General features: G+C 44.6%; 24 protein-coding genes. 16 read left to right on the top strand and 8 right to left on the bottom strand.

Annotation, left to right across the window (positions count from 1 at the left end; genetic code table 11):
* Positions 1-57: 57 nt before the first annotated feature.
* The 3 genes from CWO27_RS05975 to CWO27_RS05965 form a co-directional block, all read right to left on the bottom strand.
* Positions 58-936, bottom strand: a complete 879-nt coding sequence (locus tag CWO27_RS05975) for a U32 family peptidase (protein WP_008218800.1) — start codon at positions 934-936, stop codon at positions 58-60.
* An 18-nt stretch (positions 937-954) separates the two neighbouring features.
* Positions 955-1,968, bottom strand: coding sequence for a ubiquinone anaerobic biosynthesis protein UbiU (ubiU, locus tag CWO27_RS05970; RefSeq protein WP_017068227.1), 1,014 nt, complete (start codon positions 1,966-1,968; stop codon positions 955-957).
* Positions 1,969-2,145: 177 nt separating this feature from the next.
* Complete coding sequence (locus tag CWO27_RS05965) at positions 2,146-4,185, bottom strand: bifunctional diguanylate cyclase/phosphodiesterase (protein WP_048658152.1); 2,040 nt, start codon at positions 4,183-4,185, stop codon at positions 2,146-2,148.
* Positions 4,186-4,443: 258 nt separating this feature from the next.
* Between CWO27_RS05965 and ubiT the strand changes: the two genes are divergently transcribed.
* The 12 genes from ubiT to deoD all read left to right on the top strand — a co-directional run bounded on the left by ubiT (position 4,444) and on the right by deoD (position 15,689).
* Positions 4,444-4,971: a ubiquinone anaerobic biosynthesis accessory factor UbiT gene (gene ubiT / locus CWO27_RS05960; protein ID WP_032545250.1), complete on the top strand. Its 528-nt coding sequence runs from the start codon at positions 4,444-4,446 to the stop codon at positions 4,969-4,971.
* Entirely contained in the window at positions 4,955-5,458 is a 504-nt protein-coding gene (locus CWO27_RS05955) for a GNAT family N-acetyltransferase (protein ID WP_102433383.1), read from the top strand. Before ubiT ends, CWO27_RS05955 begins: the two co-directional genes overlap by 17 nt.
* A gap of 159 nt (positions 5,459-5,617) precedes the next feature.
* Positions 5,618-6,016 (top strand): DNA polymerase III subunit psi, encoded by a 399-nt coding sequence (locus CWO27_RS05950; protein WP_102433382.1) that lies wholly within the window; start codon positions 5,618-5,620, stop codon positions 6,014-6,016.
* Complete coding sequence (gene rimI / locus CWO27_RS05945) at positions 6,009-6,464, top strand: ribosomal protein S18-alanine N-acetyltransferase (RefSeq protein WP_102433381.1); 456 nt, start codon at positions 6,009-6,011, stop codon at positions 6,462-6,464. The genes CWO27_RS05950 and rimI overlap by 8 nt, the downstream gene beginning before the upstream one ends.
* 160 nt (positions 6,465-6,624) lie before the next feature.
* On the top strand, positions 6,625-8,205 hold the full coding sequence (gene prfC, locus CWO27_RS05940; protein ID WP_048658149.1) for a peptide chain release factor 3: 1,581 nt from the start codon (positions 6,625-6,627) through the stop codon (positions 8,203-8,205).
* Positions 8,206-8,310: 105 nt separating this feature from the next.
* A complete protein-coding gene (locus CWO27_RS23540; protein ID WP_157933150.1) occupies positions 8,311-8,466 on the top strand; it encodes a DUF5363 family protein in 156 nt (51 codons plus the stop codon).
* The gene (locus CWO27_RS05935) at positions 8,447-9,277 is read left to right on the top strand and encodes a TatD family hydrolase (RefSeq protein ID WP_102479082.1); all 831 of its coding nucleotides are present in this window, start codon (positions 8,447-8,449) and stop codon (positions 9,275-9,277) included. Before CWO27_RS23540 ends, CWO27_RS05935 begins: the two co-directional genes overlap by 20 nt.
* A 204-nt stretch (positions 9,278-9,481) precedes the next feature.
* Positions 9,482-10,744, top strand: coding sequence for a NupC/NupG family nucleoside CNT transporter (locus CWO27_RS05930; protein ID WP_060982613.1), 1,263 nt, complete (start codon positions 9,482-9,484; stop codon positions 10,742-10,744).
* A gap of 521 nt (positions 10,745-11,265) precedes the next feature.
* Positions 11,266-12,042, top strand: a complete 777-nt coding sequence (gene deoC / locus CWO27_RS05925; protein ID WP_102433379.1) for a deoxyribose-phosphate aldolase — start codon at positions 11,266-11,268, stop codon at positions 12,040-12,042.
* Positions 12,043-12,279: 237 nt separating this feature from the next.
* Positions 12,280-13,608, top strand: coding sequence for a thymidine phosphorylase (deoA, locus tag CWO27_RS05920; RefSeq protein WP_102433378.1), 1,329 nt, complete (start codon positions 12,280-12,282; stop codon positions 13,606-13,608).
* A gap of 76 nt (positions 13,609-13,684) precedes the next feature.
* Positions 13,685-14,905, top strand: coding sequence for a phosphopentomutase (locus CWO27_RS05915; RefSeq protein ID WP_048658145.1), 1,221 nt, complete (start codon positions 13,685-13,687; stop codon positions 14,903-14,905).
* A 64-nt stretch (positions 14,906-14,969) separates the two neighbouring features.
* The gene (deoD, locus tag CWO27_RS05910) at positions 14,970-15,689 is read left to right on the top strand and encodes a purine-nucleoside phosphorylase (RefSeq protein ID WP_102433377.1); all 720 of its coding nucleotides are present in this window, start codon (positions 14,970-14,972) and stop codon (positions 15,687-15,689) included.
* A 97-nt stretch (positions 15,690-15,786) separates the two neighbouring features.
* Here the strand turns inward: deoD and CWO27_RS05905 are convergent, their stop codons facing one another.
* A complete protein-coding gene (locus CWO27_RS05905; RefSeq protein WP_076655999.1) occupies positions 15,787-16,398 on the bottom strand; it encodes a YtjB family periplasmic protein in 612 nt (203 codons plus the stop codon).
* Between the two features lie 109 nt (positions 16,399-16,507).
* Here CWO27_RS05905 and serB point away from each other — a divergent pair, with 109 nt between their 5' ends.
* Entirely contained in the window at positions 16,508-17,488 is a 981-nt protein-coding gene (serB, locus tag CWO27_RS05900; RefSeq protein WP_102433376.1) for a phosphoserine phosphatase, read from the top strand.
* A 111-nt stretch (positions 17,489-17,599) separates the two neighbouring features.
* On the opposite strand, the gene CWO27_RS05895 is transcribed toward serB, so the two are convergent.
* Positions 17,600-19,945: a PilZ domain-containing protein gene (locus CWO27_RS05895; protein ID WP_102433375.1), complete on the bottom strand. Its 2,346-nt coding sequence runs from the start codon at positions 19,943-19,945 to the stop codon at positions 17,600-17,602.
* 161 nt (positions 19,946-20,106) lie between these two features.
* On the opposite strand from CWO27_RS05895, the gene radA reads away from it, so the two are divergent.
* Positions 20,107-21,486, top strand: coding sequence for a DNA repair protein RadA (radA, locus tag CWO27_RS05890; RefSeq protein ID WP_017058826.1), 1,380 nt, complete (start codon positions 20,107-20,109; stop codon positions 21,484-21,486).
* Between the two features lie 234 nt (positions 21,487-21,720).
* Entirely contained in the window at positions 21,721-23,808 is a 2,088-nt protein-coding gene (gene fusA, locus CWO27_RS05885) for an elongation factor G (RefSeq protein WP_050633924.1), read from the top strand.
* 169 nt (positions 23,809-23,977) lie between these two features.
* On the opposite strand, the gene CWO27_RS05880 is transcribed toward fusA, so the two are convergent.
* Entirely contained in the window at positions 23,978-24,190 is a 213-nt protein-coding gene (locus CWO27_RS05880) for a VF530 family DNA-binding protein (protein WP_012604684.1), read from the bottom strand.
* 45 nt (positions 24,191-24,235) lie between these two features.
* Positions 24,236-25,186, bottom strand: coding sequence for a LysR substrate-binding domain-containing protein (locus tag CWO27_RS05875; protein WP_107898702.1), 951 nt, complete (start codon positions 25,184-25,186; stop codon positions 24,236-24,238).
* Between the two features lie 103 nt (positions 25,187-25,289).
* Here CWO27_RS05875 and CWO27_RS05870 point away from each other — a divergent pair, with 103 nt between their 5' ends.
* Positions 25,290-25,496 (top strand): DUF1127 domain-containing protein, encoded by a 207-nt coding sequence (locus CWO27_RS05870; RefSeq protein WP_102432823.1) that lies wholly within the window; start codon positions 25,290-25,292, stop codon positions 25,494-25,496.
* A gap of 130 nt (positions 25,497-25,626) precedes the next feature.
* Here the strand turns inward: CWO27_RS05870 and CWO27_RS05865 are convergent, their stop codons facing one another.
* The gene (locus CWO27_RS05865; protein WP_107898701.1) at positions 25,627-26,532 is read right to left on the bottom strand and encodes a LysR substrate-binding domain-containing protein; all 906 of its coding nucleotides are present in this window, start codon (positions 26,530-26,532) and stop codon (positions 25,627-25,629) included.
* Positions 26,533-26,705: the final 173 nt, after the last annotated feature.

Below are 26,705 nucleotides of genomic sequence, written 5' to 3'. Positions count from 1 at the left end.
GAGACGAACTAAAAAGGTCTAGCATGTGCTAGACCTTTTTCGTTTTGAAAATAGTATTTAGATGTTTTTGACGTCTAAACCTGCAAGCTGATGCCAGTAGCCATTACATTGTCGGCTTTCAATCTTCATCGGGTTTTGACCTTGTTCGTTCGCTCTGAAGTTATTGATCTCAGAGAAGGTATCAACGCCGAGTGGGCTTAAGCGAACCACATCAACCAGGTCGTGCATGTTCGGCAAATCATTGACTAGGTTGTAGCAGTAGCCTGATTGGGTCTGGATACCATTAAGGTTGAATACTGATTGGCCTTCTTGGCTTTCTACTTGTAGCCCTGTTGGGTACTTGATACAGCAGGTTTCGCAATCGTCTTTAGCTTTGTTTTCAGCGCGAGCGGTAAAGCAGCGTGCTGAGTAAGCAAGCGGTAGGTAGCCGTGGCTAAATACTTCTACTTCGAACTTATTACGAATATTGAGCTCTTCGCACTGGGTCATTACGTTACTTAACCATTCGCGAGAAAGCTCAACCGGCATACACCAACGCGTCATACCTTGTTTCAAGAACAGGTTCAGCGTGCGTGCGTTGTAGGTGTTCACCGCAGGACCAACCACGAAAGGGACTTTGCTTTCGCTGGCCAGTTGAATTGCAGACACGTCGTTTGCTTCAATCGCGAAGTCACCGTTATCGATGTACTTCTTCATGATGTTGACTTCACTTGGCGCTTCGAGCAACGCCATGGTCGACAGTACCACTTGCTTACCTGAAGCAGACAGCTCTTTAGCGATGTCCATCCAGTGTTTTGCTTTCATCTCACGACGCTTTGAACACACGGCTTCACCGAGATATATGATATCAGCAGAGCTTGATTTCGCTTGCTCATAGAAGCTTTCAACGTCTTGTTTTGGCCAAAAATAAAGTAGAGGGCCTAATGCGTATTTCATTGAGTTCTCCATTTGGCTCTATTGCCATTTACGATGATAAGCGCCAAGCGTGGTTTGTGTACCTTCCGATACATTCGCCAGTGTCGCATTCCAAGCTTGTTCTACTTGGTATTGTTCAGGGTTTGCTAAGTAGCGATCAATAGCAGCGCGCCACGTACGAGTAACTTGCTCTACATAAGCAGGGCTACGCTGACGACCTTCAATTTTCACTGAAGCAACATTGGCAGCGAAAAGCTCTGGCAGCATTGATAGCGTGTTTAGGCTGGTTGGTTCTTCAAGTGCGTGATAGCGCTTACGTTCACCATCGATCTCTGCTTCAAAGCGGCCTTTACACAGCGTTGGGTAACCTGCGTTCTCACCTGCTTCATATTTATCGATAAGGATTTCGTTCAAGCGAGATTCGAGGCCTGTTTCTGTTTCTTGCCAGCGAACGTATTTCGCAGGAGAGCAAGCGCCAACCGTATTTGGTGATTCGCCAGTCATGTATGAAGAGAGGTAGCAACGACCTTCTGCCATGATGCACAAACTACCGAAAGCGAATACTTCAAGGTCAACGTCAGAAGTGATATTACGAGAAAGCTGTTTGACCTGATGGATCGATAATACACGCGGCAGTACCACACGCTTAACATTGAAGTTTTTATGGTAGAAGTCGATAGCAGCGGCATTGGTCGCTGATGCTTGTACCGATAGATGCAGTTCTAGATCTGGATATTTGTTTGCTGCGTACTCAAGCACCGCGATGTCTGCGATGATCAGTGCATCGACACCTAGCGCAGCAGCGTTGTCTACGGCATTGGTCCAACGGTCGAAGCCATTTGGGTGAGCAAACGTGTTTAGGGCAACATGAATTTTCTTGTTGTGGTCATGCACATACTGCACAGCACGATCGAGCTTTTTACCCGCAAAGTTTAGGCCTGCAAAGTGTCGGGCATTGGTATCGTCTTTGAATCCGATATAGACAGCATCCGCACCACAATCAATAGCGGTTTTCAAAGCAGGTAAGTTACCCGCTGGGCATAAGAGTTCCATTTGCTCACTACCAGTAGAATTGAGTTGAAGCGAGCATTTTATGAAGAATTGTGAATGACGGAATTGATGTAAGGCAGGTTTAGATGGATAAATCTGCTTTTACTCCGTTTGAGGTACTGACGAGTGACCGTTTTACATGTTGGCTTGGTTTAAATATGAGGTACTTGAATCGGTTAGTTAGTTCTTATGACGGCGGTTTTGGGCAAACAACTCTTCGACATCTTGTTTTGGTTGCGGACGGTAGAAGTGGAAGCCTTGAATCGAACTACAGTTGAGATTAGACAGCAGAGTCGCTTGCTCACTAGTTTCGACACCTTCAGCAACCACAGTTAAATCGAGAGACTTACCCAGGTTGATGATGTTTTCAATTACGGTGATTTGCTTTGGTAGGGTATCGATATCGGAGATGAAAGCACGGTCTATCTTTAGCTCATCAATTGGGAAGCGAGCAAGGTAAGACAGTGAAGAGTAACCAGTACCAAAATCATCGATGGAGAGAGCAAAGCCAAGTTTCTTGATGGCGTTAAGCATTTGAAGTGTGTGTTCACTATCACTCATCACCGCGCTTTCCGTTAGCTCAAATGTAATCGCACTTGGGTCTAGTTCTGTCGAACGCAGCAGTTTTTCCATGTAATCAATCAGTTTCGGGTTCCCAAACTGTTCAGGAGAAAGGTTGATTGCCACACGGCCAGGTAGGATCCCCTGCATCTTCCAGCGTTTAACTGTTGCGAATACTTCACGCATCACCACACGACCAAGCTGCTCGATAAGACCTGCACGTTCTGCAACTGGGATGAAAGCAGCAGGGCTGATGTAGCCTTCGACAGGGTGTTTCCAACGAACTAGAGCTTCTGCTCCGTTGATGGTGAAATCACGGGCATTTACTTTTGGTTGGTACCAAACCTCGAGTCCATTTTGTTGCAGCGCTTTCTGAAGCTCAATCTCCAGCCACAGTCGCATACGCGCTTCTTTGTTCATCTGTTCGTTGAACTTGATCAAGCGGTTGCGACCACGATCTTTCGCTTCATACATTGCTGTGTCTGCATTTTGCAACAAGATACGAGCATCAGTACCATCTTGAGGGAAGTTCACGCTACCAATCGAGCAGGCCAAGCGTTTACTGAAGTGGTGAAGATCGAAGGGTTGATTGATCAGGGAGATGATCTTTTCAGCGAGCATTTCAGGTGTTCGCTGATGTTCAGGTTCTGGCAGGATAATACCAAACTCATCCCCGCCTAAATGCCCAATCACAGCCTTACGGGGCAGTAAGCGTTTAAGGCGTGAAGCGACCTCTTTAATCACCTTGTCACCGATGTGATGACCAAGTGAATCATTGATATTCTTAAAGTTATCAATGTCTAAGTAGAGCATCACCACTGGCGTATCGTTGTGAATGAACTGCTCAAGACGCTTTGTAAACCCAACTCGGTTATAGAGCTTAGTCAGTGCGTCGATGTAGGCATCTTCACTGTTTGCCGGTGTATATTGTTTTGCGGTTTCTTGTGCGTCTTGGATAAGCACCAACTGAGTATTACTTCCAAGAACAGTGGTGGAGTCGATGTTGAGCTGAACCTTACGTTCAAAGCCGCATCGGGCACCCGTTAAGCAAACCAAACCAGACTCAGAAATAATAGAAGTGAGGTTATTATTGAAAACTGTTTTGGTTTGTTCATCGATAAATAGGCGTCCCAATTCTTCGCCAATTAACTCTGTGGTTGAGTTAAAGCCAAGCAAGCGAGCTGCTGCTGGGTTGGATGACAAGATGTAGTCACTTTCAACGAGCAGTAATCCGTCTGGGAGTAGTTGAGATAGCTTGTGGAATTTAGCTTCGGATTCTTCTAAAGAACGGACAAGTACTTGGTTTTCTGATGTGTCGAAGGCGTGAAAGACGATGTAGTCGGTTTTGTTGCCATTGGTAAGCGGAGATAGGCTGAAATGAAGGCTGGTATCGAGGTCAGTTTCGTTAAGGGTGACTTCGGCCTCAATCGTTTCGCCACTGAATGCACGCTCATAGTAAGGCTTAAGATGTTGGTAAAATTGTTCGCCCAATGTTTGGCGGTCATTCATGCCTGCAAGCTCTGTTTGACTCAAACCAGCAATATCGCAGTAACGCTCATTCACCATAAAATAGTTATGTTGAGCATCAAGTACTGCAAAAAAGAACGGACTATTTGCAGTTAGCTGGGTAAACCAATGTTGTAGTTGCTGGGGAGGCATCAAAGTACTACCAATTCTCCAAGAGCTTGAATATTCACTATCGATAAATATTTATTACTTTTTGTGTGGCTATCGATATTTACCTGTGAGTGCAGCGATCCGCTGTAATTCTCATTACCTGAGTTACTATAACTGTGATTTTCAGGATATTAAAGGTCGAGCATCAAACAGAAGTTAATTTGATACATAACAGTAACTGAGATCTTAACATCATCTATGATGCATTCCATATTATTGACAAAGTTACGGATAAGTCACGTGATAAACAAGATTCGCACTCAACTAGTTCAAAATGCCGCATCAATTTTGCGATCTCCAGTCCAGTTATTGCCTAAAACAGTACAAAAAAGAGCCTTGTTGGAGGCGCTTAAGAATGTCTTTAAGGAAGCTTTAGAGGACGGTGACTTTGAGTTCTTAGAAGATAAGTGGCTTAAAGTCTCAATAAAAGATATGGGGTTAAGTTGGTGTATTAGTTACAAAAATGAGCAACTAGTTGTAGCTGATAAAGAGGTGGCTGAAGATGTAAGCTTTAGCGGGAATCTTAATGACCTTGTGTTGATTGCGGGGCGTAAAGAAGACCCAGATACGCTTTTCTTCCAACGTAGACTGTCTATTGAAGGCGATACCGAGCTTGGTTTAGAAGTCAAAAACTTGATGGATAGCGTAGATTTGGACTTATTGCCGACTCCTATGAAAACTTTGTTAAATCAATTAGCTGATTTTGTGCAGAAGGGAGTACAATCCCCAGATACACAAAGTGAGGTAATGAATGCTTATTCGAACTGAAGCACCGGCAGATATACTTGTCATTGATCGTTTATTGAAATCTGTTTTTGAAACAGATGCAGAAGCTAATTTGGTTATGAGCCTGCGTGAGAATAGTCATTTAACGCTATCGCTGGTGGCTTGTTCTGACGAAGGCGAGGTGGTTGGTCACCTGATGTTTAGCCCTATCACGCTTAAAGGTGACGATCACAATTGGCAGGGGCTTGCACCGCTTGCTGTGAAAGAAGAGTTCCGCAACCAAGGCATTGCTAAATCACTGGTTGAAGATGCTTTCTCTACTTTGGTTGATTTTGGTTACCCAGCCTGTGTTGTGCTTGGTGATCCTGCCTATTACGGCCGCTTTGGTTTCAAGGCTGCGAGTGAGTTTGGTTTGAGCTGCACTTGGAATGTGCCAGAGGGAGCCTTTCAAGCTATCGAGTTAGTTGAAGGTGCGCTTGCTGGGCATTCTGGTGAGATTGCTTACAGTCCTGAGTTCAATGACTTATAAGCCCATTTCCCACGCAATATGATGCAAACTGATTTAGTCTAAATAAAGGAGCTTGATGCTCCTTTATTTTTTGTTAGTATCAGCCCAGCTCTGATGAGCTCGTTTTTAACTTCGCTCTAATAAATCGCCCACTATAAACCTAAGGTTACACCGCTAGATATGTCACAAACACACGCACAATACCTGCAAGAGATGGGCATTAGCCAATGGGAGCTTAGCCACCCAGAGCGTTTAGCGGGTTATGAATCTGAATTGATGCCACTCTCAAATGACTGCAAGCTACTGTTGGTTTCGCCTGAAAAGCCTCAGGAAGATCTCGCCGTGATGTTTGAACGAGTACTCAAAAGTATCAAGCTCGACTTATTTCAGGCATTACACATTCAGCCTCAGCACCTATCTTCGGTGGATTTAGGGGCGGTTGAGTGGGTGTGGTTTGCGGGGTGTGAGCCGACTCAAGAGCTGAAGGCTAAAACATTACAATCGCCATTACTGTCTGACATTAACGGTAATAACCAACATCGCCGCGACTTATGGCAACAAATTTGTGCTTATGACTAATCAATTTTTACCGACTTCACAACAACACCTAGACGCCATTTGGCAGATTGAGCAGGCCGCACATTCTCATCCTTGGTCTGAAACCATGATTCGAGATCTTGAGAGTCGAGGCGCTTGTCATCATGTTCTCGAAGTCGATGGGCAAGTGGTCGGGTACTTCTTCGCGCAAAACATCGTTGGTGAAGTCACGTTACTTAATATAGCGGTAGACCCAAGCCAACAAGGCAAAGGGTATGGTAAAGCGTTAACTGAACATTTCCTTGATATATGCGAACAAGCTGACGCGGAAAGCGCTTGGCTAGAGGTTCGCGAAAGTAATGTGAATGCGTTTAATCTTTACGAAAAAGCGGGCTTTAATGAAGTCGATCGTCGTCGTAACTATTACCCAACTAAGCAAGGCAACGAAGATGCGATCATTATGAGCTATCTTTTTATGTCTTTTAGCTAGTCATCTTGTCGCTTTTCGCTAAGCAGAGAATAAGCGACAAAATAGGGTGTAAACTGACCCTTTAGAAAGTGACACGCTTTCTGTATAATCTGCACACAGAATTCAAGGGCAAGTATTATCTACTTGCCCTTTTTACGCTTTAGATCAGCAAAGGGCGACTATGTCTTTCCAACAAGAAGTGAGCAAACGTAGAACGTTTGCGATTATCTCTCACCCGGATGCGGGTAAAACCACGATTACTGAAAAAGTTCTTTTATTCGGAAACGCGATTCAAAAAGCGGGTACCGTAAAAGGCCGTGGCTCTAACCAGCACGCTAAATCTGACTGGATGGAGATGGAAAAAGAACGTGGTATCTCGGTAACTACGTCGGTAATGCAATTCCCATACAATGATTGCCTAGTAAACCTATTAGATACTCCAGGACACGAAGATTTCTCGGAAGATACGTACCGTACGCTAACAGCGGTTGACTCTTGTTTGATGGTTATCGATGCTGCGAAAGGTGTCGAGGATCGTACTCGTAAACTAATGGAAGTAACACGTCTACGTGATACGCCAATCGTAACGTTTATGAACAAACTTGACCGTGACGTTCGTGACCCAATGGAAGTGCTTGATGAAGTTGAGAGCGAGCTAGGTATGGCTTGTGCTCCTATCTCATGGCCAATTGGTTGTGGTAAAGAGTTTAAAGGTGTTTACCACATTCACCGTGATGAAACGATCTTATATGAATCAGGCCATGGTCATGAGATCCAAGAAGTTCGCATCATCAAAGGTCTAGATAACCCAGAGCTAGATGAAGCGGTAGGCTCTGATCTTGCGGAAAGCGTACGTGAAGAGCTAGAGCTTGTTATCGGTGCTTGCCCTGAGTTTGACCACGAACTGTTCCTTGCTGGTGAACTAACGCCGGTTTACTTCGGTACCGCATTAGGTAACTTCGGTGTTGACCACATGCTTGATGGTCTAACGAAATGGGCACCTGCTCCTCAAACGCGTCAAGCGAACGAGCGTGATGTTGAAGCGACAGAAGAGAAGTTCTCTGGTTTCGTCTTTAAGATCCAAGCAAACATGGACCCTAAACACCGCGACCGTATCGCATTCATGCGTATCGTATCAGGTACTTACAACCAAGGCATGAAGATGAACCATGTTCGTACTGGCAAGAACGTAAGTATCTCTGATGCGGTAACCTTCATGGCGGGTGACCGTGCACGTGCTGAAAAAGCATACGCGGGCGATATTATCGGTCTGCATAACCACGGCACAATCCAGATTGGTGATACCTTCACTCAAGGTGAGAGCCTTAAGTTCGCTGGTATTCCTAACTTCGCACCTGAGCTATTCCGTCGTATTCGCCTACGTGATCCACTGAAGCAGAAGCAGCTTCTAAAAGGCTTAGTTCAGCTTTCAGAAGAGGGCGCAGTACAAGTATTCCGTCCTATGCAGAACAACGACCTGATCGTTGGTGCAGTTGGTGTACTTCAGTTCGACGTGGTTGTAGCGCGCTTGAAAGCGGAATACAACGTAGAAGCTATCTACGAAGGTGTTAACGTTGCAACAGCTCGTTGGGTTGAATGTGATGACGCTAAGAAACTAGAAGAATTCAAACGTAAGAACCAATCTAACCTTGCGCTAGATGGCGGTGACAACCTGTCTTACATCGCACCAACTATGGTGAACTTGAATCTAGCTTCTGAACGTTTCCCTGAAGTTCAATTCCGAGCGACGCGCGAGCACTAATTACTCCGCGCTCTATTCGAGTTAAACAAAAACGTCTATTGTTCTGCAATAGGCGTTTTTTAATGCGTTTTATTTAAGGTTCAAAAGCTGAGGTTAAAGGCAAGTATGTTGGGTTGGATAAAAACTTGGATTAAGAAATACGATAAGTGGTGTGAAGAGCTTGGCTTAACGCCTGAAAATAAGCGTAGCTGTGTACCTTATCGTCGTGACCTTCAAGGCCAGAAAGCAGAGAATGGAAAATATGACACAGCAAATAAGTGACTTTCCGCTGTTTGATACTCATTGCCATGCGGATTTTGAGGCGTTTGAGCAACATATTGTAATTGATCAGGGAACTACACTTGATCAAAGTATTGATCGCTACCTTGAAGAAGCGAAACAAGCCCAAGTTGAGAAAATACTCATCCCTTCTATAGGCCAAAATAACTGGCGTAAGCTTGAAAAAATTGCGCAATCCTACCCGAATGTTTATTACGCGCTAGGCTTCCATCCTTACTTTTTAGAGCAAGCGGATGAGGTGCAATTTGAAGAACTTCGCCAATTACTCTCTTCAAAAAACAGCCAATGTGTCGCGATAGGTGAGTGCGGACTCGACTTCTTTGTGGGCGTCGAAAGGGAAAAACAAGAGCGTTTTTTTGTCCAGCAAATGGAGCTAGCTAAGACCTTTGAGTTGCCTTTAATCATCCATGAACGGAAGTCTTACAACCGACTGATCGAGTTAATAAAGCAGCATAATTTTACTTTTGGTGGGGTGATTCACGGTTTTTCAGGGAGTGAACAGCAAGCTTTAGCGTGGATCAAGCTCGGTTTCTATATTGGCGTCGGTGGAACGATAACTTACCCAAGAGCGCAAAAAACACGCACAACTATCGCAAAATTGCCCCTTGAATGCTTGGTATTGGAAACGGATGCTCCGGACATGCCGGTGTACGGAAACCAAGGAAATGTTAATCATTCCAAATATTTAGTTACGATATTAAATGAACTTATTTTGCTTAGAAATGAGACAAAGCAATCGGTTGCAGCGCAAATATGGCAAAATAGCCATCGCGCATTCGGTATATGTGAATAAAATCGAGGGTTTTTGTTTATCGTTTGCGTAAATTGCATTGAGCTTGTGATTTAGCTCACATTTGTGTGTGAATGGTACATGAATCTTGTACGAAAGTGTGAGGATGGCATTACTTTATTAGTGGTCGCATGAGTATAATTGCCTCCGCTTTATAGCCCCATTTTGTAACACGCCAATAAATAACTAATAAGGAAGTCATAAACTATGAGCCTGTTTATGAGCCTCGTCGGAATGGTTGCACTGATTGCAATCGCAGTACTACTATCTGACAACCGCAAAGCTATTAATCTAAGAACAGTGGGTGGCGCTTTCGCTATCCAATTCGCACTTGGTGCATTCGTACTTTACATCCCTTGGGGTCGTGATCTACTTGCAGGTTTCTCTGCTGGTGTAGCAAACGTGATCGACTACGGTAAAGACGGTACTGGTTTCCTATTCGGCAGCCTAGTTAACTTCTCAGTTGACGGTATCGGTTTCATCTTTGCTTTCCAAGTACTACCAACTCTGATTTTCTTCTCTGCACTTATCTCTGTACTTTACTACATTGGTGTAATGCAAATTGTAATCAAAGTTCTAGGTGGTGGTCTTCAGAAAGCTCTAGGTACTTCTCGCGCCGAGTCTATGTCTGCAGCAGCAAACATCTTCGTTGGTCAAACAGAAGCACCTCTAGTTGTTCGTCCATTTGTTCCTAAAATGACTAACTCTGAACTATTCGCAGTAATGTGTGGTGGTTTGGCTTCTGTAGCTGGTGGTGTACTAGCAGGTTACGCATCTATGGGTGTACCTCTAGAGTACCTAGTTGCAGCGTCATTCATGGCAGCACCTGGTGGTCTACTATTCGCTAAAATCATCAAGCCTGAAACAGATACGCCAGACGACAACATCGCTGACGAAATGGACGGTGGCGATGACAAACCAGCTAACGTTATCGACGCAGCAGCAGGTGGCGCATCAGTTGGTCTACAACTAGCTCTTAACGTTGGTGCAATGCTACTAGCATTCATCGGTCTAATTGCTCTAATCAACGGTATCCTAGGTGGCATCGGTGGTTGGTTCGGTATGGAAAACCTAACTCTAGAACTTCTTCTAGGTTGGATCTTCGCACCGCTAGCATTCATCATTGGTGTTCCATGGGAAGAAGCAACTATCGCTGGTTCTTTCATTGGTCAGAAGACAGTTGTTAACGAATTCGTTGCATACCTAAACTTCGTACCATACGTTGGTGAAAATGCTCAAGTTGTTGCAGCAACTGGTCAAGTGATGTCTGAGAAGACTCAAGCTATCATCGCATTCGCACTATGTGGTTTCGCAAACCTTTCTTCAATTGCGATTCTTCTTGGTGGTCTAGGTGGTATTGCACCAGCTCGTCGTCACGACATCGCTCGTATGGGTGTTAAAGCGGTTATTGCTGGTACTCTATCTAACCTGATGGCAGCAACAATTGCTGGCTTCTTCCTATCTTTCTAATCAAGTAGATTTAGATATATAGACGCCATAATAATATCGCCCCGTAGCAAGAAATTGCTGCGGGGCTTTTTTGTTTTTAGGCCTAGTGATTTTTAGTATGAGCACGAGCGATGCTGGGATTCAATAATGGGTCTAGAATGTTTTTTTGAGATACAAACCGTTTGCGTTCTAAGGAGCACTACAATTTATTGATGGATACCTATAATGTATAAGCTTAAGGGATAGGATGTCTCTTTTGGCAAGAAAGTGACCGCTTGGATTCATCCAAAGGTTATTCTTCTGGGATTAAGCCAAACTTAGCGATACGCTATAGATGTTAGACACAACATGACTGATTTGTTGTGCCATAGACCAAACTGGTACTGTGCGGTGACAAGGATTGCAATTGGTAGCGAAAGTTATCAAGTCTTCAAGGAACCAAGTCCGTTCATTTGTGACTACTGAGCATTACTAAAATATCCATCTATACTGGATGGATGGCGAAGTAGTTAACTATTTGAATATATTGATCGGAGATAGAAATGAGCGATTTAAAAGCAGCAGCTCTACGTGCACTTAAACTTATGGACCTAACTACGCTAAATGATGACGATACTACTGAGAAAGTAGTGGCGCTTTGTCATGACGCGAAGACTGCAGTAGGCAACACCGCTGCAATCTGTATTTACCCTCGCTTTATCCCAGCAGCTAAGAAAGCGTTGCGTGAGCAAGGTACTCCAGAAGTACGCATTGCGACTGTAACTAACTTCCCTCATGGTAATGACGACATCGAAATTGCTGTTGCAGAAACAAAAGCAGCGGTAGCGTACGGCGCAGACGAAGTTGACGTAGTATTCCCATACCGTGCTCTTATTGCTGGCAACGAAGAAGTTGGCTTTGAGCTAGTTAAACAGTGTAAAGCAGCTTGTGGTGACATTACGCTTAAAGTGATCATCGAAACAGGTGAACTGAAAGAAGAAGCACTGATCAAGAAAGCTTCTCAAATCTGTATCGAAGCTGGTGCAGACTTCATCAAAACTTCAACAGGTAAAGTGCCAGTAAACGCGACTCCAGAATACGCGCGCATGATGCTTGAAGTTATTCGTGACATGGGCGTTGCTAAAACAGTTGGTTTCAAACCAGCTGGTGGCGTTCGTACAGCTGAAGATGCTCAAGCTTACCTAGCAATGGCTGATGAGCTACTAGGCGCTGAGTGGGCAGACAACATGCACTACCGTTTTGGTGCTTCAAGCCTACTGACTAACCTTCTTAATACATTAGAAGTGACAGACCAAACTGCTGATCCAGCAGCATACTAATTTACTCGTCATATTTGACGCCGCAGCGTTGTTGACTGCGTAAGTTCACCGGTTCGCCGGCCGTCCTAATCACATAGGGCCTCTATGCTCATAGGAATGAACTCACTGGTCGCCTAGCTGTAACGCCAAATATTTAGAGTATTGAAAATAACAAGTCTGTTTGATGGAGTGACGTTAAGTCACTCCATATTACCTCTTTCCCTACAAACCATACTCACTAGAGTTTGGGAGGCACTAATGTATCTACCTCAAGAAATTATTCGCAGAAAACGTGATAACGAAGTACTGACCACAGAAGAAATTAACTTCTTCATTCAAGGCGTAGCTAAGAACACGGTTTCTGAAGGCCAAATTGCAGCATTTGCAATGGCTATCTTTTTTAATGAAATGACAATGCCAGAACGTATCGCACTAACTTGTGCAATGCGTGATTCAGGTATGGTGATTGACTGGAGCCACATGAACTTTGATGGCCCAATCGTTGATAAACACTCTACTGGTGGTGTTGGTGACGTAACTTCTCTGATGCTTGGCCCTATGGTGGCAGCATGTGGTGGTTTCGTTCCAATGATCTCTGGTCGTGGTTTAGGCCACACTGGCGGTACGCTAGACAAGCTAGAATCTATCCCGGGTTACAACATTACACCAACCAACGAAGTGTTCGGTGAAGTAACGAAAGATGCTGGCGTGGCTATCATCGGTCAAACAGGCGATCTAGCTCCTGCTGACAAGCGTGTTTACGCAACTCGTGATATCACAGCAACCGTAGATAACATCTCGCTAATTACGGCTTCAATCCTATCTAAGAAACTGGCCGCTGGCCTTGATTCTCTAGTGATGGATGTAAAAGTAGGTTCAGGCGCTTTCATGCCGACTTACGAAGCGTCAGAAGAGCTAGCGAAATCTATCGTTGCAGTAGCAAACGGTGCAGGTACTAAAACAACAGCAATTCTAACGGACATGAACCAAGTTCTAGCTTCTTCAGCGGGTAACGCAGTAGAGGTTCGTGAAGCGGTTCAATTCTTAACGGGTGAATACCGAAACCCACGTTTGCTAGAAATTACGATGGCATCGTGTGCTGAAATGCTGGTGTTGGGTAACCTTGCAAAAGATTCAGACGAAGCGCGCGAAAAACTGATGGCAGTACTGGATAACGGTAAAGCAGCAGAGTGCTTTGGTAAGATGGTAGCGGGCCTTGGTGGCCCAGCAGATTTCGTAGCGAACTACGATAACTACCTAGAAAAAGCAGAAATTGTTAAGCCAGTGTACGCGCTAGAAAGCGGTGTAGTATCAGCAATGGATACTCGTGCAATTGGTATGGCTGTAGTTGGTATGGGCGGTGGTCGCCGCGTAGCAACTGACAGCATTGATTACGCAGTCGGTTTTGATCACTTCATTCGTCTTGGTGAAGTAGCAAGTGAAGATAAACCATTAGCAATGATTCATGCTCGCAACGAACAACAGTGGCAAGAAGCTGCAACAGCATTACAAAATGCAATCACTGTGGGCGGAGAATATACAGCAACGCCAGACGTTTACCGTCAGATTCGTTCTGAAGACGTGTAAATAACAGGTATCGGCATACCTCGTGTATGCCGATAAACAGAGTTCTGGTGCAAAGAGCAATAAGTTGGTGAAGAAAATGAAAAGAGCATTTATTTTAGTTTTAGATTCATTCGGTATCGGTGAAACAGCGGATGCAGATAAATTCGGTGATGTAGGTTCTGACACTATGGGTCACATCGCAGATCATTGTGACCAAGGTCTTGCCGACAATGCAGATCGTAAAGGTCCTCTGACGCTACCAAACCTGTCTAAGCTAGGCTTAGCAATGGCTCATAAAGAGTCTACAGGTCGTTTTGCTCCTGGTATGGATGCAGACGCTGAAATCATCGGCGCTTACGGTCACGCTGCTGAACTGTCTTCTGGTAAAGACACGCCATCAGGTCACTGGGAAATCGCTGGTGTACCAGTATTGTTTGACTGGGGCTATTTCACCGACAAAGAGAACAGCTTTCCAAAAGAGCTGACTGACCGCATCCTTGAGCGTGCAGGTTTGTCTGGTTTCTTGGGTAACTGCCACTCATCAGGCACTGAAATCCTAGATAACTTAGGTGAAGAACACATGAAGACTGGCCTGCCAATCTTCTACACTTCTGCGGACTCTGTTTTCCAGATCGCTTGTCACGAAGAGACATTCGGCCTACAAAACCTATTAGACCTTTGTCAGATTGCTCGTGAAGAGCTAGAAGACTACAACATTGGTCGTGTTATCGCGCGTCCGTTCGTTGGCCCGGGTAAAGGTCAATTTGAGCGTACAGGTAACCGTCGTGATCTTTCTGTTGAGCCACCTGCAGCAACTATCCTGCAGAAACTTGCTGATGAGAAGGGCGGTAACGTTCACTCAATCGGTAAAATCTCTGATATCTACGCAGGCTGTGGTATCACTCAGAAAACTAAAGCAACAGGTATCCCTGCGCTATTTGAAGCGACTAAAGAAGCGATCAATGAAGCGGGCGATAACACGATTGTGTTTACTAACTTCGTTGACTTCGACTCAGCTTACGGCCACCGCCGTGATGTTGCTGGTTACGCAGCGGCACTTGAGTACTTCGATGGTCGCATCAATGAAATCATCGATATGATGAAAGAAGATGATGTACTTATCCTAACGGCAGACCACGGTTGTGATCCGACATGGCCAGGCACAGACCATACTCGTGAGCACATCCCTGTGATTGTTTACGGTCAGAAGGTTCCAGCGGGTTCTCTAGGTCGTCGCGATACGTTCGCTGATATCGGCCAAAGCTTAGCGTCATACTTTGGCACATCGCCAATGGGACACGGTACAAGCTTCCTATAATAGTTAACTAAGAGAGAGGGAAACCTCTCTCTTCTTTTTTGTTTTGAGATTAAGGATATTTTCAATGGCTACTCCACATATTAATGCTGAAATGGGTGATTTCGCTGACGTAGTTTTAATGCCAGGCGACCCGCTACGTGCTAAATACATCGCTGAAACCTTCTTAGAAGAAGTGGTTCAAGTGTGCGACGTTCGCAACATGTTTGGTTACACCGGTACTTACAAAGGTCGTAAGGTTTCGGTTATGGGACATGGTATGGGCATTCCATCTTGTTCTATTTACGCGACTGAGCTAATCAAAGATTTTGGTGTGAAAAAGATCATTCGAGTTGGTAGTTGTGGTGCAGTGAGCGAAGATATCAAAGTGCGTGATGTGGTTATTGGCATGGGCGCATGTACTGACTCAAAAGTGAACCGTATTCGCTTTAAAGGTCACGACTTCGCAGCTATCGCAGACTACAAAATGGTACGTGCGGCAGAAGATGCAGCAAAAGTACGTGGTGTTGATGTAAAAGTTGGCAACCTGTTCTCGGCTGAGTTGTTCTACACGCCAGATCCAGAAATGTTCGAAGTGATGGACAAATATGGCATTGTTGGCGTAGAGATGGAAGCGGCTGGCATCTATGGCGTATGTGCTGAATACGGTGCGAAAGCGCTAACGATTTGTACTGTTTCTGACCACATCAAGACTGGTGAGCAAACTACATCAGATGAACGTCAAACGACTTTCAACGACATGATGGTTATCGCACTAGACTCTGTGTTGCTTGGTGACCAAGAATAATCTTGATTTGTCTTAGCTTGATAAGTGAACAGATAACAAAAAGCCCCGTTGCTGCCTGAGCGTCGGGGCTTTTTATTGGATAAGTTAAACGCGATGTTTATGAGCTTACATTCTTCAACAGTAAGTTCTCACCAGACTTGGTTGGCCTTCTGCGAATCAGCATAATGAACAGCACACCACTCACAAACCCCATCAACACCATACCGATCATATAGCGATCACTTTTTCGATAATGGTGATCAGAAATTGCTGTCATCTTACCGGTTTCGAAGGTCACTCGAATAAAGCCGATGATCGTTTTCTCCGGTGAATAAATAGGTTCAACTAATTGTTGTCTGCCAATACTTGCTGTTGAAAGTGGCGTATCTAAGCCAAGAACCTCGCGCACCGAGAGCGCTTTTTCACTCGAAGCCAGTCGGATACCCTCTGCATCATAGATGGTGGTATCGAACACCAGTCGGTCTTGAGACAGCTGATTAGTAAGATCAAGTAATCGCTCTTGGTCTTGTTGCGTGATCATCTTGCTGGCCGAAAGTGATGCCTGAGAGATAAGCAGCTTGGTAAGGGTTTCCAACTGTTTCGCTTGGATCTTCTCGTTACCTTTACTGATCACGACCGTATTTTTAATCGTTACAACGAACATGGTAGCCAACAAAATAAGGGCTAGCATTCGTAAAGCGTTACGTATTGAGAACAATGATTCATTCATGTTTCACGAAGCCTGAAATAAACAAATGTTATGATTAAGACATATTGAGACTTGCGTTTTCAAATTGCAATAGGTTAACGTTTAGCATAGTTAATTAGGAATCATACACATGGACGCTCAGAAATATCTGCCGATAAAAAGGCATACGACATTATTAACTCGACTCCCCGAGACTCGTTTCGCTTCTCAACTCGCTAAATCCAAAGCTAATTGGATTGTGTTTGGTGAGTACCTATCTCCACAATTTTTCGATGACATCGACTTTTTCACTGGCACTTACAACACCATCCTCGATACGTGGAAAGTTGGGCATTATGAAGTGGCTTTGATGTCAGGCAACCTAACACCAGCACATGAAGAAATCCTCCAAGCGCTAAAGCTTGATTATGCTTGCCTTAGCGAGGTCCCAGACTTATCTAAGCCAGGTTTGATTGTGATGGATATGGATTCCACAGCGATTCAAATTGAATGTATCGATGAGATTGCCAAACTGGCTGGAGTGGGAGAGTTAGTCTCTGAAATCACCGAACGAGCAATGCAAGGTGAGCTCGACTTTGAACAGAGCTTACGCCAAAGAGTAGGAGCACTGAAAGGTGCGGATGAGTCGATATTAGAGCAAGTGCGCCAATCTTTGCCATTCATGCCAGATCTGGTTGGGCTTGTGAACACGCTTAATAAGCTTGGCTGGAAAACGGCGATTGCATCAGGCGGTTTTACTTACTTCTCTGACTACCTGAAAGATACCTTGGATCTTGACCATGCTCAGTCGAATACTCTAGAAATCGTTAAGGGTAAATTGACGGGGGAAGTGTTGGGTGACGTGGTTTCGGCGCAAACCAAAGCCGATATTTTGGTAGAGTTGGCTGAAGAGTACGAATTGGAACTACACAATACCGTTGCCGTTGGTGATGGTGCCAATGACTTGGTGATGATGGGCTCTGCAGGTTTAGGCATTGCCTACCACGCGAAACCAAAAGTAGAGCAGCAAGCTCAAACCGCTGTTCGTTACGCAGGTTTAGGCGGTGTGCTTTGTATCTTGTCGGGTGTATTAGCTAAGCAGCAAAAAATCAGCTGGCAGGCAAAACCTTAAGGCTTGATTGGGAAGTTGTATTTGCCGGAAGTTATAGTCGAGATCAGATACAAAAAAAGCAGGCGATGAGCCTGCTTTTTCTATTTTCCAATCCAGTCAATGGAGATTAACCTAACGAGTAAGCTCTAATCGAATCAACACTTCATCTGTGATGTCTTCAATCTCACCATAGCCGATAAAAGCGGTGATCTCGTTCTCTAGTTTCTTAGCTTGATGCATGCTGATGCGTGAAAGCTCTTCTAAATCCGATTGGAATAAACTTGTTAGCGGGTTAAAGATAGGTGCCGTGGTGACTCGCAATACATACACATTACCCAAGTGCTGCGCCTTCTTGATGAATAAGATGCGCTCTTTTGCTGAGGTGAAATCTTTCACCAACTTGGTATGCACCGATTGGATCTTGTCACCAAACTTTACCGCAGCAATATACACGTCATGGTGTTTGGGCTCAGCGCCTTCGATTCTTTTCAGTGGCTCGGCCAGTAGCGAGTTAGTGTGGCCTTTAAAGATCGGCTCTAGAGAGAACTTTTGGTTGTGTCCAAGTTTAGCGAGCAACGTTAGGTGCTTATTCAATGGGAAGTTCACGCCTATGATCTTACAGCGCAATGTTGAGCTTGGCTTATCAATGAAGATAGGGTTACTGACCATCTTGCTAAGCAATATATTGTGTAACGATTCGAGCAACGAGTTGGTTGGCAGTATCTCTTTCTTTTTAATCAGCTTGCTTTGGTTCTGATCGATAAGCCCATTTAGGAAAGCGATAGTACGCATCGTCTTCGCGTTCTCAGCAATAACCAGCTGTACGTTGCGGCCATTCGGGCTCACTCGGATCACATGGTAAGGCACGGTGCTCAATGGCAGGTTCTTGTCATAGAGCTGCAGTTCATTGAAGTTCACCAATACCGGATCATTAATCTTGAGGACCATTGGGTGTTCAAGGTTAATGCTCAGTCCACGCTTCGAGATATCTAAAGTGTGTCCGCTTGCCGCAGCGCCATCTTGTGACGTAAGTTGTAACGGTGATTTAAATTGGTATCTCGGTTCTTTACGGCGAGTCTGAGAATCAAAGTAGATACTTTGAATATTCCCAACCACAGTGCGTGGGTGACGAAAGCGGTTCAGTTCACTGCTTGGAATACGTGGCTTTTCACTTAACAGATAATCAGCCGCACTTTCGTGATCGCCAATTTCTTGCAAGATACCGCAATGCGTCAGTTGCGCTGAGCTTTGAGCCAGAGTATCCGAGTGTTTGGCTAACGCTTGTTGCTCGGTGTCTGAAAGTTCGAAAACTGAGAACTTGAACGCCTTCCAACTTTTACGTTTACCGCCAATGTGCCAAAACAGTTGTCTTTGTTCGCGAGAGGCTTCAGGTAGCATCATTGAATAGAACAAGGTCTTGTTTTGGTGTTCATGGGTAAAAGAGTAGATAACGTTACTGGTTCCCTTCACTCCTGGTTTCGCCAGCAGGTTCATACGTTGCTCGTTGAACAGGGTGCCCAGCGCTTGTTGATTTCGCTCGTCGTGCCAGTATTGCCACAACGGATGGTTGTTATCCGTCAGTAGGGCAAGCTTTAGTTCACTGCCGCTGAAGAACAGCGGAAGGTTACAAGTATGCTTTAGATAGGTGTGTTCGATTCCTCGCGTACGAGTTCGAATGATCCTATCTTGGTTCTCATGGCTGGTTTTCTTACTGATGCTATTTAAAGACTCATCGAGTAAGCGAGCCACAACATTGTTGTCGCTTACCTTGATGGTTCTTAGAAATTTGACCGCGTTGTTCTCATAAGACTCGTCGATACCCAAAACACGAAATTCAACAGCTTGGTTAACATCGTTTTCTTGGGACTTTTCGATAAGCTCTGAGAATTTAACGCTGATGATCTCACCGAGGTTGTATCGAAAGGCGCTTGGCACCTTGAACTTTGCGCCCGACGGAGAAATATCAACCGTTACACCATGTAGGCTTTGCCCTTTCGATGTGGTGATCTCAACCTGTGAGCTAATCTTGAGTCTGTTCTCTTGACGCTTTAAGTCGTAACCTAGATTAATCGCTTCAGCTTCGTACGGGCTATTGGCGCTAGTAATGTCGTGGTTACCTTGAGAAGATGTTTTAACAACGCTCATTGGTTGAGTTCGCGGAGTCATTACTAACTCCCATGCGCCTTCTGTGTAACCTTTAAACTTTTTAGTGCCACGTTGATACGCGTTTAAAGCGATGTCATCGAGCCAGTGTTTACGGCCGTCTAACGTGAACTGACGACATTCATTATCAATGCGCCCACGTAAATCAATGCTCTTTGTACACGGAGCCATGATACGATTCAGTTCCATTTTAACCAGCAGTTTTAGAGACGGAGATTCGCCTTCTGTCATTTGAGAAAGAAGGAATTCGAAATCTTCGGCGTGGTAGGCCGGGATAAGACGTTCTGCTACAGATAGAATTTCAGATTGCTGCATACTTTTCTTGTTAGAATGGACGGTGCATTTATGTTATCGACTAGTTTAAATCGATCTTTAAGTATAAGTGGTATGACTGCAACGTTTATTTTCACCCGTACGGTCAAATAAGTCACAAATTGACAACATCATTGTGTAACTGAGTAAATTATTGAGGTTTTATGGCTAAGGCAAAACGAGCTTATGTGTGTAATGACTGTGGTGCTGACTTTCCACGTTGGCAGGGGCAGTGCAACGCATGTGGTGCTTGGAACACGATAACAGAAGTTAGGTTAGCCGCTTCACCTCAAGTAGCGCGCAATGAAAGATTATCTGGTTATGCAGGTGCAGTAACAGAATCGAGCGTTCAGACATTATCTGAAATTAATCTACAAGAAGTGCCACGCTTTAGTAGTGGCTTCAAAGAGCTCGACCGCGTACTCGGTGGTGGTGTTGTCCCTGGAGCTGCGATCCTGATTGGTGGTAACCCAGGCGCGGGTAAATCAACACTATTATTGCAGACCATGTGTCAGCTCTCTTCTCAACTGCCGACTCTTTATGTAACAGGTGAAGAATCCTTACAGCAGGTTGCAATGCGTGCCTCTCGACTTGGATTACCAAAAGAGCACCTAAAGATGCTCTCTGAAACCAACGTAGATAAGATCTGTCAGGTTGCTGAAAAAGAACAGCCAAAGATCATGGTTATCGACTCCATCCAAGTTATGCACGTTGCTGATGTTCAGTCTTCACCGGGCAGTGTTGCTCAGGTTCGTGAATCGGCAACCGCATTAACGCGCTACGCAAAACAAAATAATGTTGCGGTGTTCTTGGTGGGACACGTAACTAAAGACGGCACCTTAGCCGGGCCAAAAGTGCTTGAGCACATTATTGACTGTTCTGTTCTATTGGATGGCGGAACAGATAGCCGCTTTAGAACACTGCGCAGCCACAAAAACCGTTTTGGTGCGGTCAATGAGCTTGGCGTATTTGCCATGACAGGCCAAGGACTAAAAGAAGTCAGTAACCCATCCGCAATCTTCTTGTCTCGTGGTGAAGAAGAAACCTCGGGTAGTTCGGTGATGGTTGTGTGGGAAGGCACTCGTCCATTGCTTGTTGAAATCCAAGCGCTGGTGGATTATTCCCAGCTGGCAAATCCGCGTCGTGTTGCTGTAGGCCTTGAGCAAAACAGGCTTTCATTATTATTAGCGGTGCTGCATAAACACGGCGGCTTACAAATGGCTGACCAAGATGTGTTTGTGAATGTCGTTGGTGGTGTTAAAGTAACCGAAACCAGTGCTGATCTTGCGTTGGTGATGGCTCTACTTTCAAGTTTCAGAGACCGCGCATTGCCAAAAGATGTGGTGGTATTTGGAGAAGTAGGTCTAGCGGGTGAGATTCGACCTGTACCGAGCGGACAAGAGCGTTTAAATGAAGCATTTAAACACGGCTTTAAGAAAGCAATCGTACCGGCAGCAAACATGCCTAAAGGTGGCATTCCTGGAATGCAGATCCATGGTGTGAAAAAATTATCGGAAGCAATTAATGCTTTTGATGAGTTGTAATTGAACTCACTTCAGCTACTCTATACAGCAGCAATTCAGCCTAACCTTAACGCCGATTAGGCTTTGGGTTAGCACTATAATTAACAATCATTTAGATTGTTACTACTGAGTGCCTTTTTCTATATGTTAGAAAAAGGCAAAGTTTTTTAGTCCCAAATGCATGCAAAGCTATCAGTCTTCACAGATTGTGATATACTCTGCGCGCATTTTATATCCTATTAACAGAGTAAGACAATGGCAGATTTATCGAAATACAGAAACATTGGTATTTTCGCGCACGTTGATGCGGGTAAAACAACTACCACTGAGCGTATCCTTAAGCTAACTGGTCAAATCCACAAGACTGGTGAAGTACATGATGGCGAATCAACTACTGACTTCATGGAACAGGAAGCTGAGCGCGGTATTACTATCCAATCAGCAGCTGTAAGCTGTTTCTGGAACGGTCACCGTCTAAACGTTATCGATACTCCTGGACACGTTGACTTCACAGTTGAAGTATACCGTTCTCTTAAAGTACTTGATGGCGGTATCGGTGTATTCTGTGGTTCTGGTGGTGTTGAACCTCAATCAGAAACTAACTGGCGCTACGCTAACGAATCAGAAGTATCTCGTCTGATCTTCGTTAACAAACTAGACCGTATGGGTGCAGATTTCTACAACGTTGTTGACCAAGTTAAAAACGTTCTAGGTGCTACTCCTCTAGTTATGGTTCTACCAATCGGCCGCGAAGATGAATTCGTGGGTGTTGTAGACCTTCTAAGCCGTAAAGCATACGTTTGGGATGACACTGGTCTTCCTGAAAACTACGAAATTCTAGATGTTCCTGCGGACATGGTAGATGATGTAGAGCAATACCGTGAAGAGCTAATCGAAACTGCTGTAGAGCAAGACGATGACCTAATGGAAGCTTACATGGAAGGTGAAGAGCCTTCTATCGAAGACGTTAAGCGTTGTATCCGTAAAGGTACTCGTGACCTAGCATTCTTCCCAACTTTCTGTGGTTCTGCATTCAAGAACAAGGGCGTGCAAATCGTTCTTGACGCTGTTGTAGATTACCTACCTTCTCCAACTGAAGTTGATCCTCAACCTCTAATGGACGAAGCTGGCGAAGAAACTGGCGAACACGCTATCGTTTCTACAGAAGAAACTTTCAAAGCGCTTGCATTCAAAATCATGGATGACCGCTTCGGTGCTCTAACTTTCGTTCGTATTTACTCTGGTAAACTGAACAAAGGTGACACGATTCTTAACTCATTCACTGGCAAAACAGAACGTGTTGGCCGTATGGTTGAGATGCAAGCTGATGACCGTAACGAACTAACTAGCGCACAAGCTGGTGACATCATTGCGATCGTTGGTATGAAGAACGTGCAAACTGGTCACACTCTATGTGATCCTAAGCACCAAGTAACGCTTGAGCCAATGGTATTCCCAACTCCAGTAATCTCAATCGCTGTATCTCCAAAAGATAAAGGCGGTTCTGAGAAAATGGGTATCGCGATCGGTAAAATGGTTGCAGAAGATCCATCTTTCCAAGTTGAGACTGACGAAGAGACTGGCGAAACTATCCTGAAAGGTATGGGTGAACTTCACCTAGACATCAAGGTAGATATCCTTAAGCGTACATACGGCGTTGACCTAACTGTAGGTGCTCCTCAAGTTGCTTACCGTGAAACTATCACTCAAGCAATTGAAGATAGCTACACGCACAAGAAGCAATCTGGTGGTTCTGGTCAATTCGGTAAGATCGATTACCGTATCAAACCAGGCGAAGCAGGTTCTGGCTTCAAGTTCAACTCTGTAGTTGTGGGCGGTAACGTTCCTAAAGAATTCTGGCCTGCAGTTGAGAAAGGCTTCGCATCTATGATGGAAAACGGCGTACTAGCTGGCTTCCCAACTCTAGACGTTGAAGTTGAACTTTTCGATGGTGGTTTCCACGCAGTCGATTCATCTGCAATCGCATTTGAAATCGCAGCGAAAGGCGCATTCCGTCAATCTATGCCTAAAGCTGGCGCGCAACTTCTTGAGCCTATCATGAACGTTGACGTGTTCACTCCAGACGATCACGTTGGTGATGTTATCGGTGACCTTAACCGTCGTCGTGGTATGATCAAAGATCAACAAGCTGGCGTAACTGGTGTTCGTATTAAAGCTGACGTACCTCTTTCTGAGATGTTCGGCTACATCGGTCACCTACGTACTATCACTTCTGGTCGTGGCCAATTCTCTATGGAATTCGCACAATACGCACCATGTCCAACTAACGTTGCTGACGAAGTGATTGCAAAAGTTAAAGCAGAAAAAGAAGCTGGTAAGTAATTAGCCCTTTTCTCAAGTAACTAAAAAAGCCCTGCAAGTGAAAGCTTGCGGGGCTTTTTATTGCTTGTAACATACTGCGAGAGATGCGAGATGTGATATGGTCCCTAAAAAGTAGACACAGGGGTTGTCCCGTATTTAATCAACACGGGACTGATAAAGCAGGGAGAGACTAACGCTTTAAGTCGATGTAAATCTGCTCTACCTTGGTGCGAGCCCAATCTGTTTTACGCAAAAATTTTAAGCTCGATTTAATGCTCGGGTCTTTTTTAAAGCAGTTGATGTTTACCATGTAACTCAACTCTTCCCAACCGTAATGTTCAACCAATTCAGTCAGTAGCTTCTGTAGAGTGATACCGTGAAGTGGATTATTGTCTTGTGTCATGAGATGTTCTCGCCATTTATTTGAGCTAAGTATACCAGTTTCGCTTTATGAATTATCCGACCATTTTAGTTCGTAATCGGAGTGGATAATCGAAAGCTCTTCTCTGCCTGTATCACCAAACAATTTAACTTGAGCCTGCATCCATTCTTCGAATCGTTTTATCTTTTCTCGATGGAAGTAACCTGGAGGCGCACATAAAAAATAATTGTATTTAGGCTTCAGTGCTATGTTTCCGATTCGGACGAGTTTCTTTTCCTGCAAGTAGCGATACACCAAGCTGTGCTTAACCAAGGCTACGCCTTGAACGGATAGCGCACCTTCTAACACAAAATGAGAGCCATCAAATTGCAATGATGTGCGGCCAGCTTTTACTCCTGCGACTTGTAGCCAAAGATTCCAATCCATATCAGGCCAACGGTCTTCAATCAATTCTGCTTTATGCAGATCGTCGATCTCATAAATACCATGTTTCTCTTGATAAATTGGGTGACAAACTGGGTACACCACCTCGTCCATTAACCAACGAGACTCAATATTTGCGTAGTTACCGTGACCGTAGCGAACACAAATATCGACATTAGAATCCTCAAAGGTGACCAGTTTGTTGGTCGGCTCAATTAACATCGATAGATCAGGGTGACGATCGCGAAAGTCGCCAATTCTGGGTACGAGCCAATGCTGAGCAAAGGAAGGCACGGTAGAGATCGACAGCTGAGTAGGATTAGGATCTTGGTTGATTCGTCTTACCCCATCTTGAATATGAGCAAAGCCTTTCTTCGCTTGCAGGTACAGTACTTCGCCTTCATGGGTTAATACTATTTTTCGGTGCTGGCGAATAAAGAGGTCAGCTCCTAACCATTCCTCAAGTTGACGAATTTGTTGACTCACCGCGGCAGCAGTAACAAATAGCTTTTCTGCTGCGAGCTTAAAACTGCCAGTTTCAGCCGCAGTATAAAAATAGTAGATTCCTTGGAATGGTGGGGGTCGCTCTCTCACATTAGTTTTCCTTAACTGAATGCCAGTATCTATCGTTTGTCGATGTTGCTCTATTGATCGATTATTGACCACAACAAAGCAAAAGATCAACAGGAGATAGGGTATGAATACGATCACAGTAACAGCAAATACCAACCATTCACTTTTGTCATCGTTATCAACTAAGAAATTCTATTCTAAATTGAGACTGTATATTCGGAACCGTAGAACCAGAAAGCAGTTGTCTGAGCTTCCCGACTATTTATTGAGAGATATCGGGGTTACTTCGGAGCAAGTCGAGAAAGAACTGAAGAAGTCATTTTGGGAGTGATTCAGGGCAGCGTAGCTTTTAACTCAACGTTGCTTTTGCTCAACATAGTTTTGTCGCTGTCGGGAGGTTTACGTTACAGTTCTATGTTGAGTTAAGCTTGTTGCTTATTTGAGGAATCGATAGTTGAGAGCTAATTCTCCAATAGCTCGTTTACTTCTTCGTGTAACCAATTGGTGAACGCTGTAATACGCTCTTTTCTCGGGGAGTTGGGGTCAAAACATAGGTTTACTTGAACACCAGGCGTCATGCCTATATCAAAGGGTTTTACTAGCAAGCCGCGTTCGATGAAGTCACCAGCCAAGCTGTCCGTTGCTAGGCAAACGCCATGTCCCGCCATGACTGTGGTTAGCCCCATATCAAATGTACCGACTTCCATCCATTGAATGGTGCTGCTTTGGGTAGATATGTTTGCTTGTCTAAACCATTCCTCCCAAGGGAAACAACCGCTATCAAACTGAATCAGCCAACACTTGAGGAGTTGTTCTGGTGATGTGAATTTCAGAGAGTTTGCTAACTCGGGGGAGCAAAAAGGGTAGATAGGCTCGTTAAGTAGCATCTTAAGAGTCAAGCCTTCTTCCACACATAAGTCTTCACCTTGTCGAATAGCAACATCAATCTCGCCATGCTTTAAATTTGGTGTGTCGCAGCCTGTTAGCACCTTGATCGGGATCTCTGGATGCTTCACTGAGAACTTCCAAAGCCTAGGTAGCAACCAACGCGACGCAAAAGAGGGGGGACTTCTAACAACAAGTAGCCCTTGAATGGGTTCAGACTGGATCTTGTTCAATCCCAGTATCACCTCTTGAAATCCATCAGATACATGTTTAAAAAGCGTGTGTCCTTCATGTGTCAAAGTCATTGCTCGCCCCTTACGAATAAAGAGCTTACATCCAACCTGCTGTTCTAACTGTCGAATCTTCTGGCTGACGGCTGCTTGACTGACGAACAGCTCTTCAGCAGCTTTGCTGTAACTGCTTAAGCGAGCCGCAACTTCAAAGTAACGGAGACCTGAAAGGTAGCGCAGTCTATTGTCCATAATCTCAGCTTATAGTTCTTGTTAATAATGGTTGTTCGCTTATCGAACAGGTAGTTTCCATAATAGCGACAAATAAACAGGGAATACAAGAGAGAGAGAAAATGAAAGCAATAACCTGTTGGGTTGGCAGATTTGTTACTCAGGCACTTAAAACTATTGATAAAAATAAGATG

It is taken from the genome of Vibrio sp. 10N.286.51.C3 (assembly GCF_003050065.1).
In the GTDB taxonomy this organism is placed as follows: Bacteria; Pseudomonadota; Gammaproteobacteria; order Enterobacterales; family Vibrionaceae; genus Vibrio; species Vibrio crassostreae.
This window is presented reverse-complemented; position numbering and strand designations above follow the sequence as displayed.

Excerpts from the sequence above, each read along its gene's own strand:
- CWO27_RS05975 (WP_008218800.1), bottom strand. The coding sequence starts at position 936 with ATGAAATACGCATTAGGCCCTCTACTTTATTTTTGGCCAAAACAAGAC.
- ubiU (WP_017068227.1), bottom strand. The coding sequence starts at position 1,968 with ATGGAACTCTTATGCCCAGCGGGTAACTTACCTGCTTTGAAAACCGCT.
- CWO27_RS05965 (WP_048658152.1), bottom strand. The coding sequence starts at position 4,185 with ATGCCTCCCCAGCAACTACAACATTGGTTTACCCAGCTAACTGCAAAT.
- CWO27_RS05955 (WP_102433383.1), top strand. The coding sequence starts at position 4,955 with ATGCTTATTCGAACTGAAGCACCGGCAGATATACTTGTCATTGATCGT.
- CWO27_RS05950 (WP_102433382.1), top strand. The coding sequence starts at position 5,618 with ATGTCACAAACACACGCACAATACCTGCAAGAGATGGGCATTAGCCAA.
- rimI (WP_102433381.1), top strand. The coding sequence starts at position 6,009 with ATGACTAATCAATTTTTACCGACTTCACAACAACACCTAGACGCCATT.
- prfC (WP_048658149.1), top strand. The coding sequence starts at position 6,625 with ATGTCTTTCCAACAAGAAGTGAGCAAACGTAGAACGTTTGCGATTATC.
- CWO27_RS23540 (WP_157933150.1), top strand. The coding sequence starts at position 8,311 with ATGTTGGGTTGGATAAAAACTTGGATTAAGAAATACGATAAGTGGTGT.
- CWO27_RS05935 (WP_102479082.1), top strand. The coding sequence starts at position 8,447 with ATGACACAGCAAATAAGTGACTTTCCGCTGTTTGATACTCATTGCCAT.
- CWO27_RS05930 (WP_060982613.1), top strand. The coding sequence starts at position 9,482 with ATGAGCCTGTTTATGAGCCTCGTCGGAATGGTTGCACTGATTGCAATC.
- deoC (WP_102433379.1), top strand. The coding sequence starts at position 11,266 with ATGAGCGATTTAAAAGCAGCAGCTCTACGTGCACTTAAACTTATGGAC.
- deoA (WP_102433378.1), top strand. The coding sequence starts at position 12,280 with ATGTATCTACCTCAAGAAATTATTCGCAGAAAACGTGATAACGAAGTA.
- CWO27_RS05915 (WP_048658145.1), top strand. The coding sequence starts at position 13,685 with ATGAAAAGAGCATTTATTTTAGTTTTAGATTCATTCGGTATCGGTGAA.
- deoD (WP_102433377.1), top strand. The coding sequence starts at position 14,970 with ATGGCTACTCCACATATTAATGCTGAAATGGGTGATTTCGCTGACGTA.
- CWO27_RS05905 (WP_076655999.1), bottom strand. The coding sequence starts at position 16,398 with ATGAATGAATCATTGTTCTCAATACGTAACGCTTTACGAATGCTAGCC.
- serB (WP_102433376.1), top strand. The coding sequence starts at position 16,508 with ATGGACGCTCAGAAATATCTGCCGATAAAAAGGCATACGACATTATTA.
- CWO27_RS05895 (WP_102433375.1), bottom strand. The coding sequence starts at position 19,945 with ATGCAGCAATCTGAAATTCTATCTGTAGCAGAACGTCTTATCCCGGCC.
- radA (WP_017058826.1), top strand. The coding sequence starts at position 20,107 with ATGGCTAAGGCAAAACGAGCTTATGTGTGTAATGACTGTGGTGCTGAC.
- fusA (WP_050633924.1), top strand. The coding sequence starts at position 21,721 with ATGGCAGATTTATCGAAATACAGAAACATTGGTATTTTCGCGCACGTT.
- CWO27_RS05880 (WP_012604684.1), bottom strand. The coding sequence starts at position 24,190 with ATGACACAAGACAATAATCCACTTCACGGTATCACTCTACAGAAGCTA.
- CWO27_RS05870 (WP_102432823.1), top strand. The coding sequence starts at position 25,290 with ATGAATACGATCACAGTAACAGCAAATACCAACCATTCACTTTTGTCA.
- CWO27_RS05865 (WP_107898701.1), bottom strand. The coding sequence starts at position 26,532 with ATGGACAATAGACTGCGCTACCTTTCAGGTCTCCGTTACTTTGAAGTT.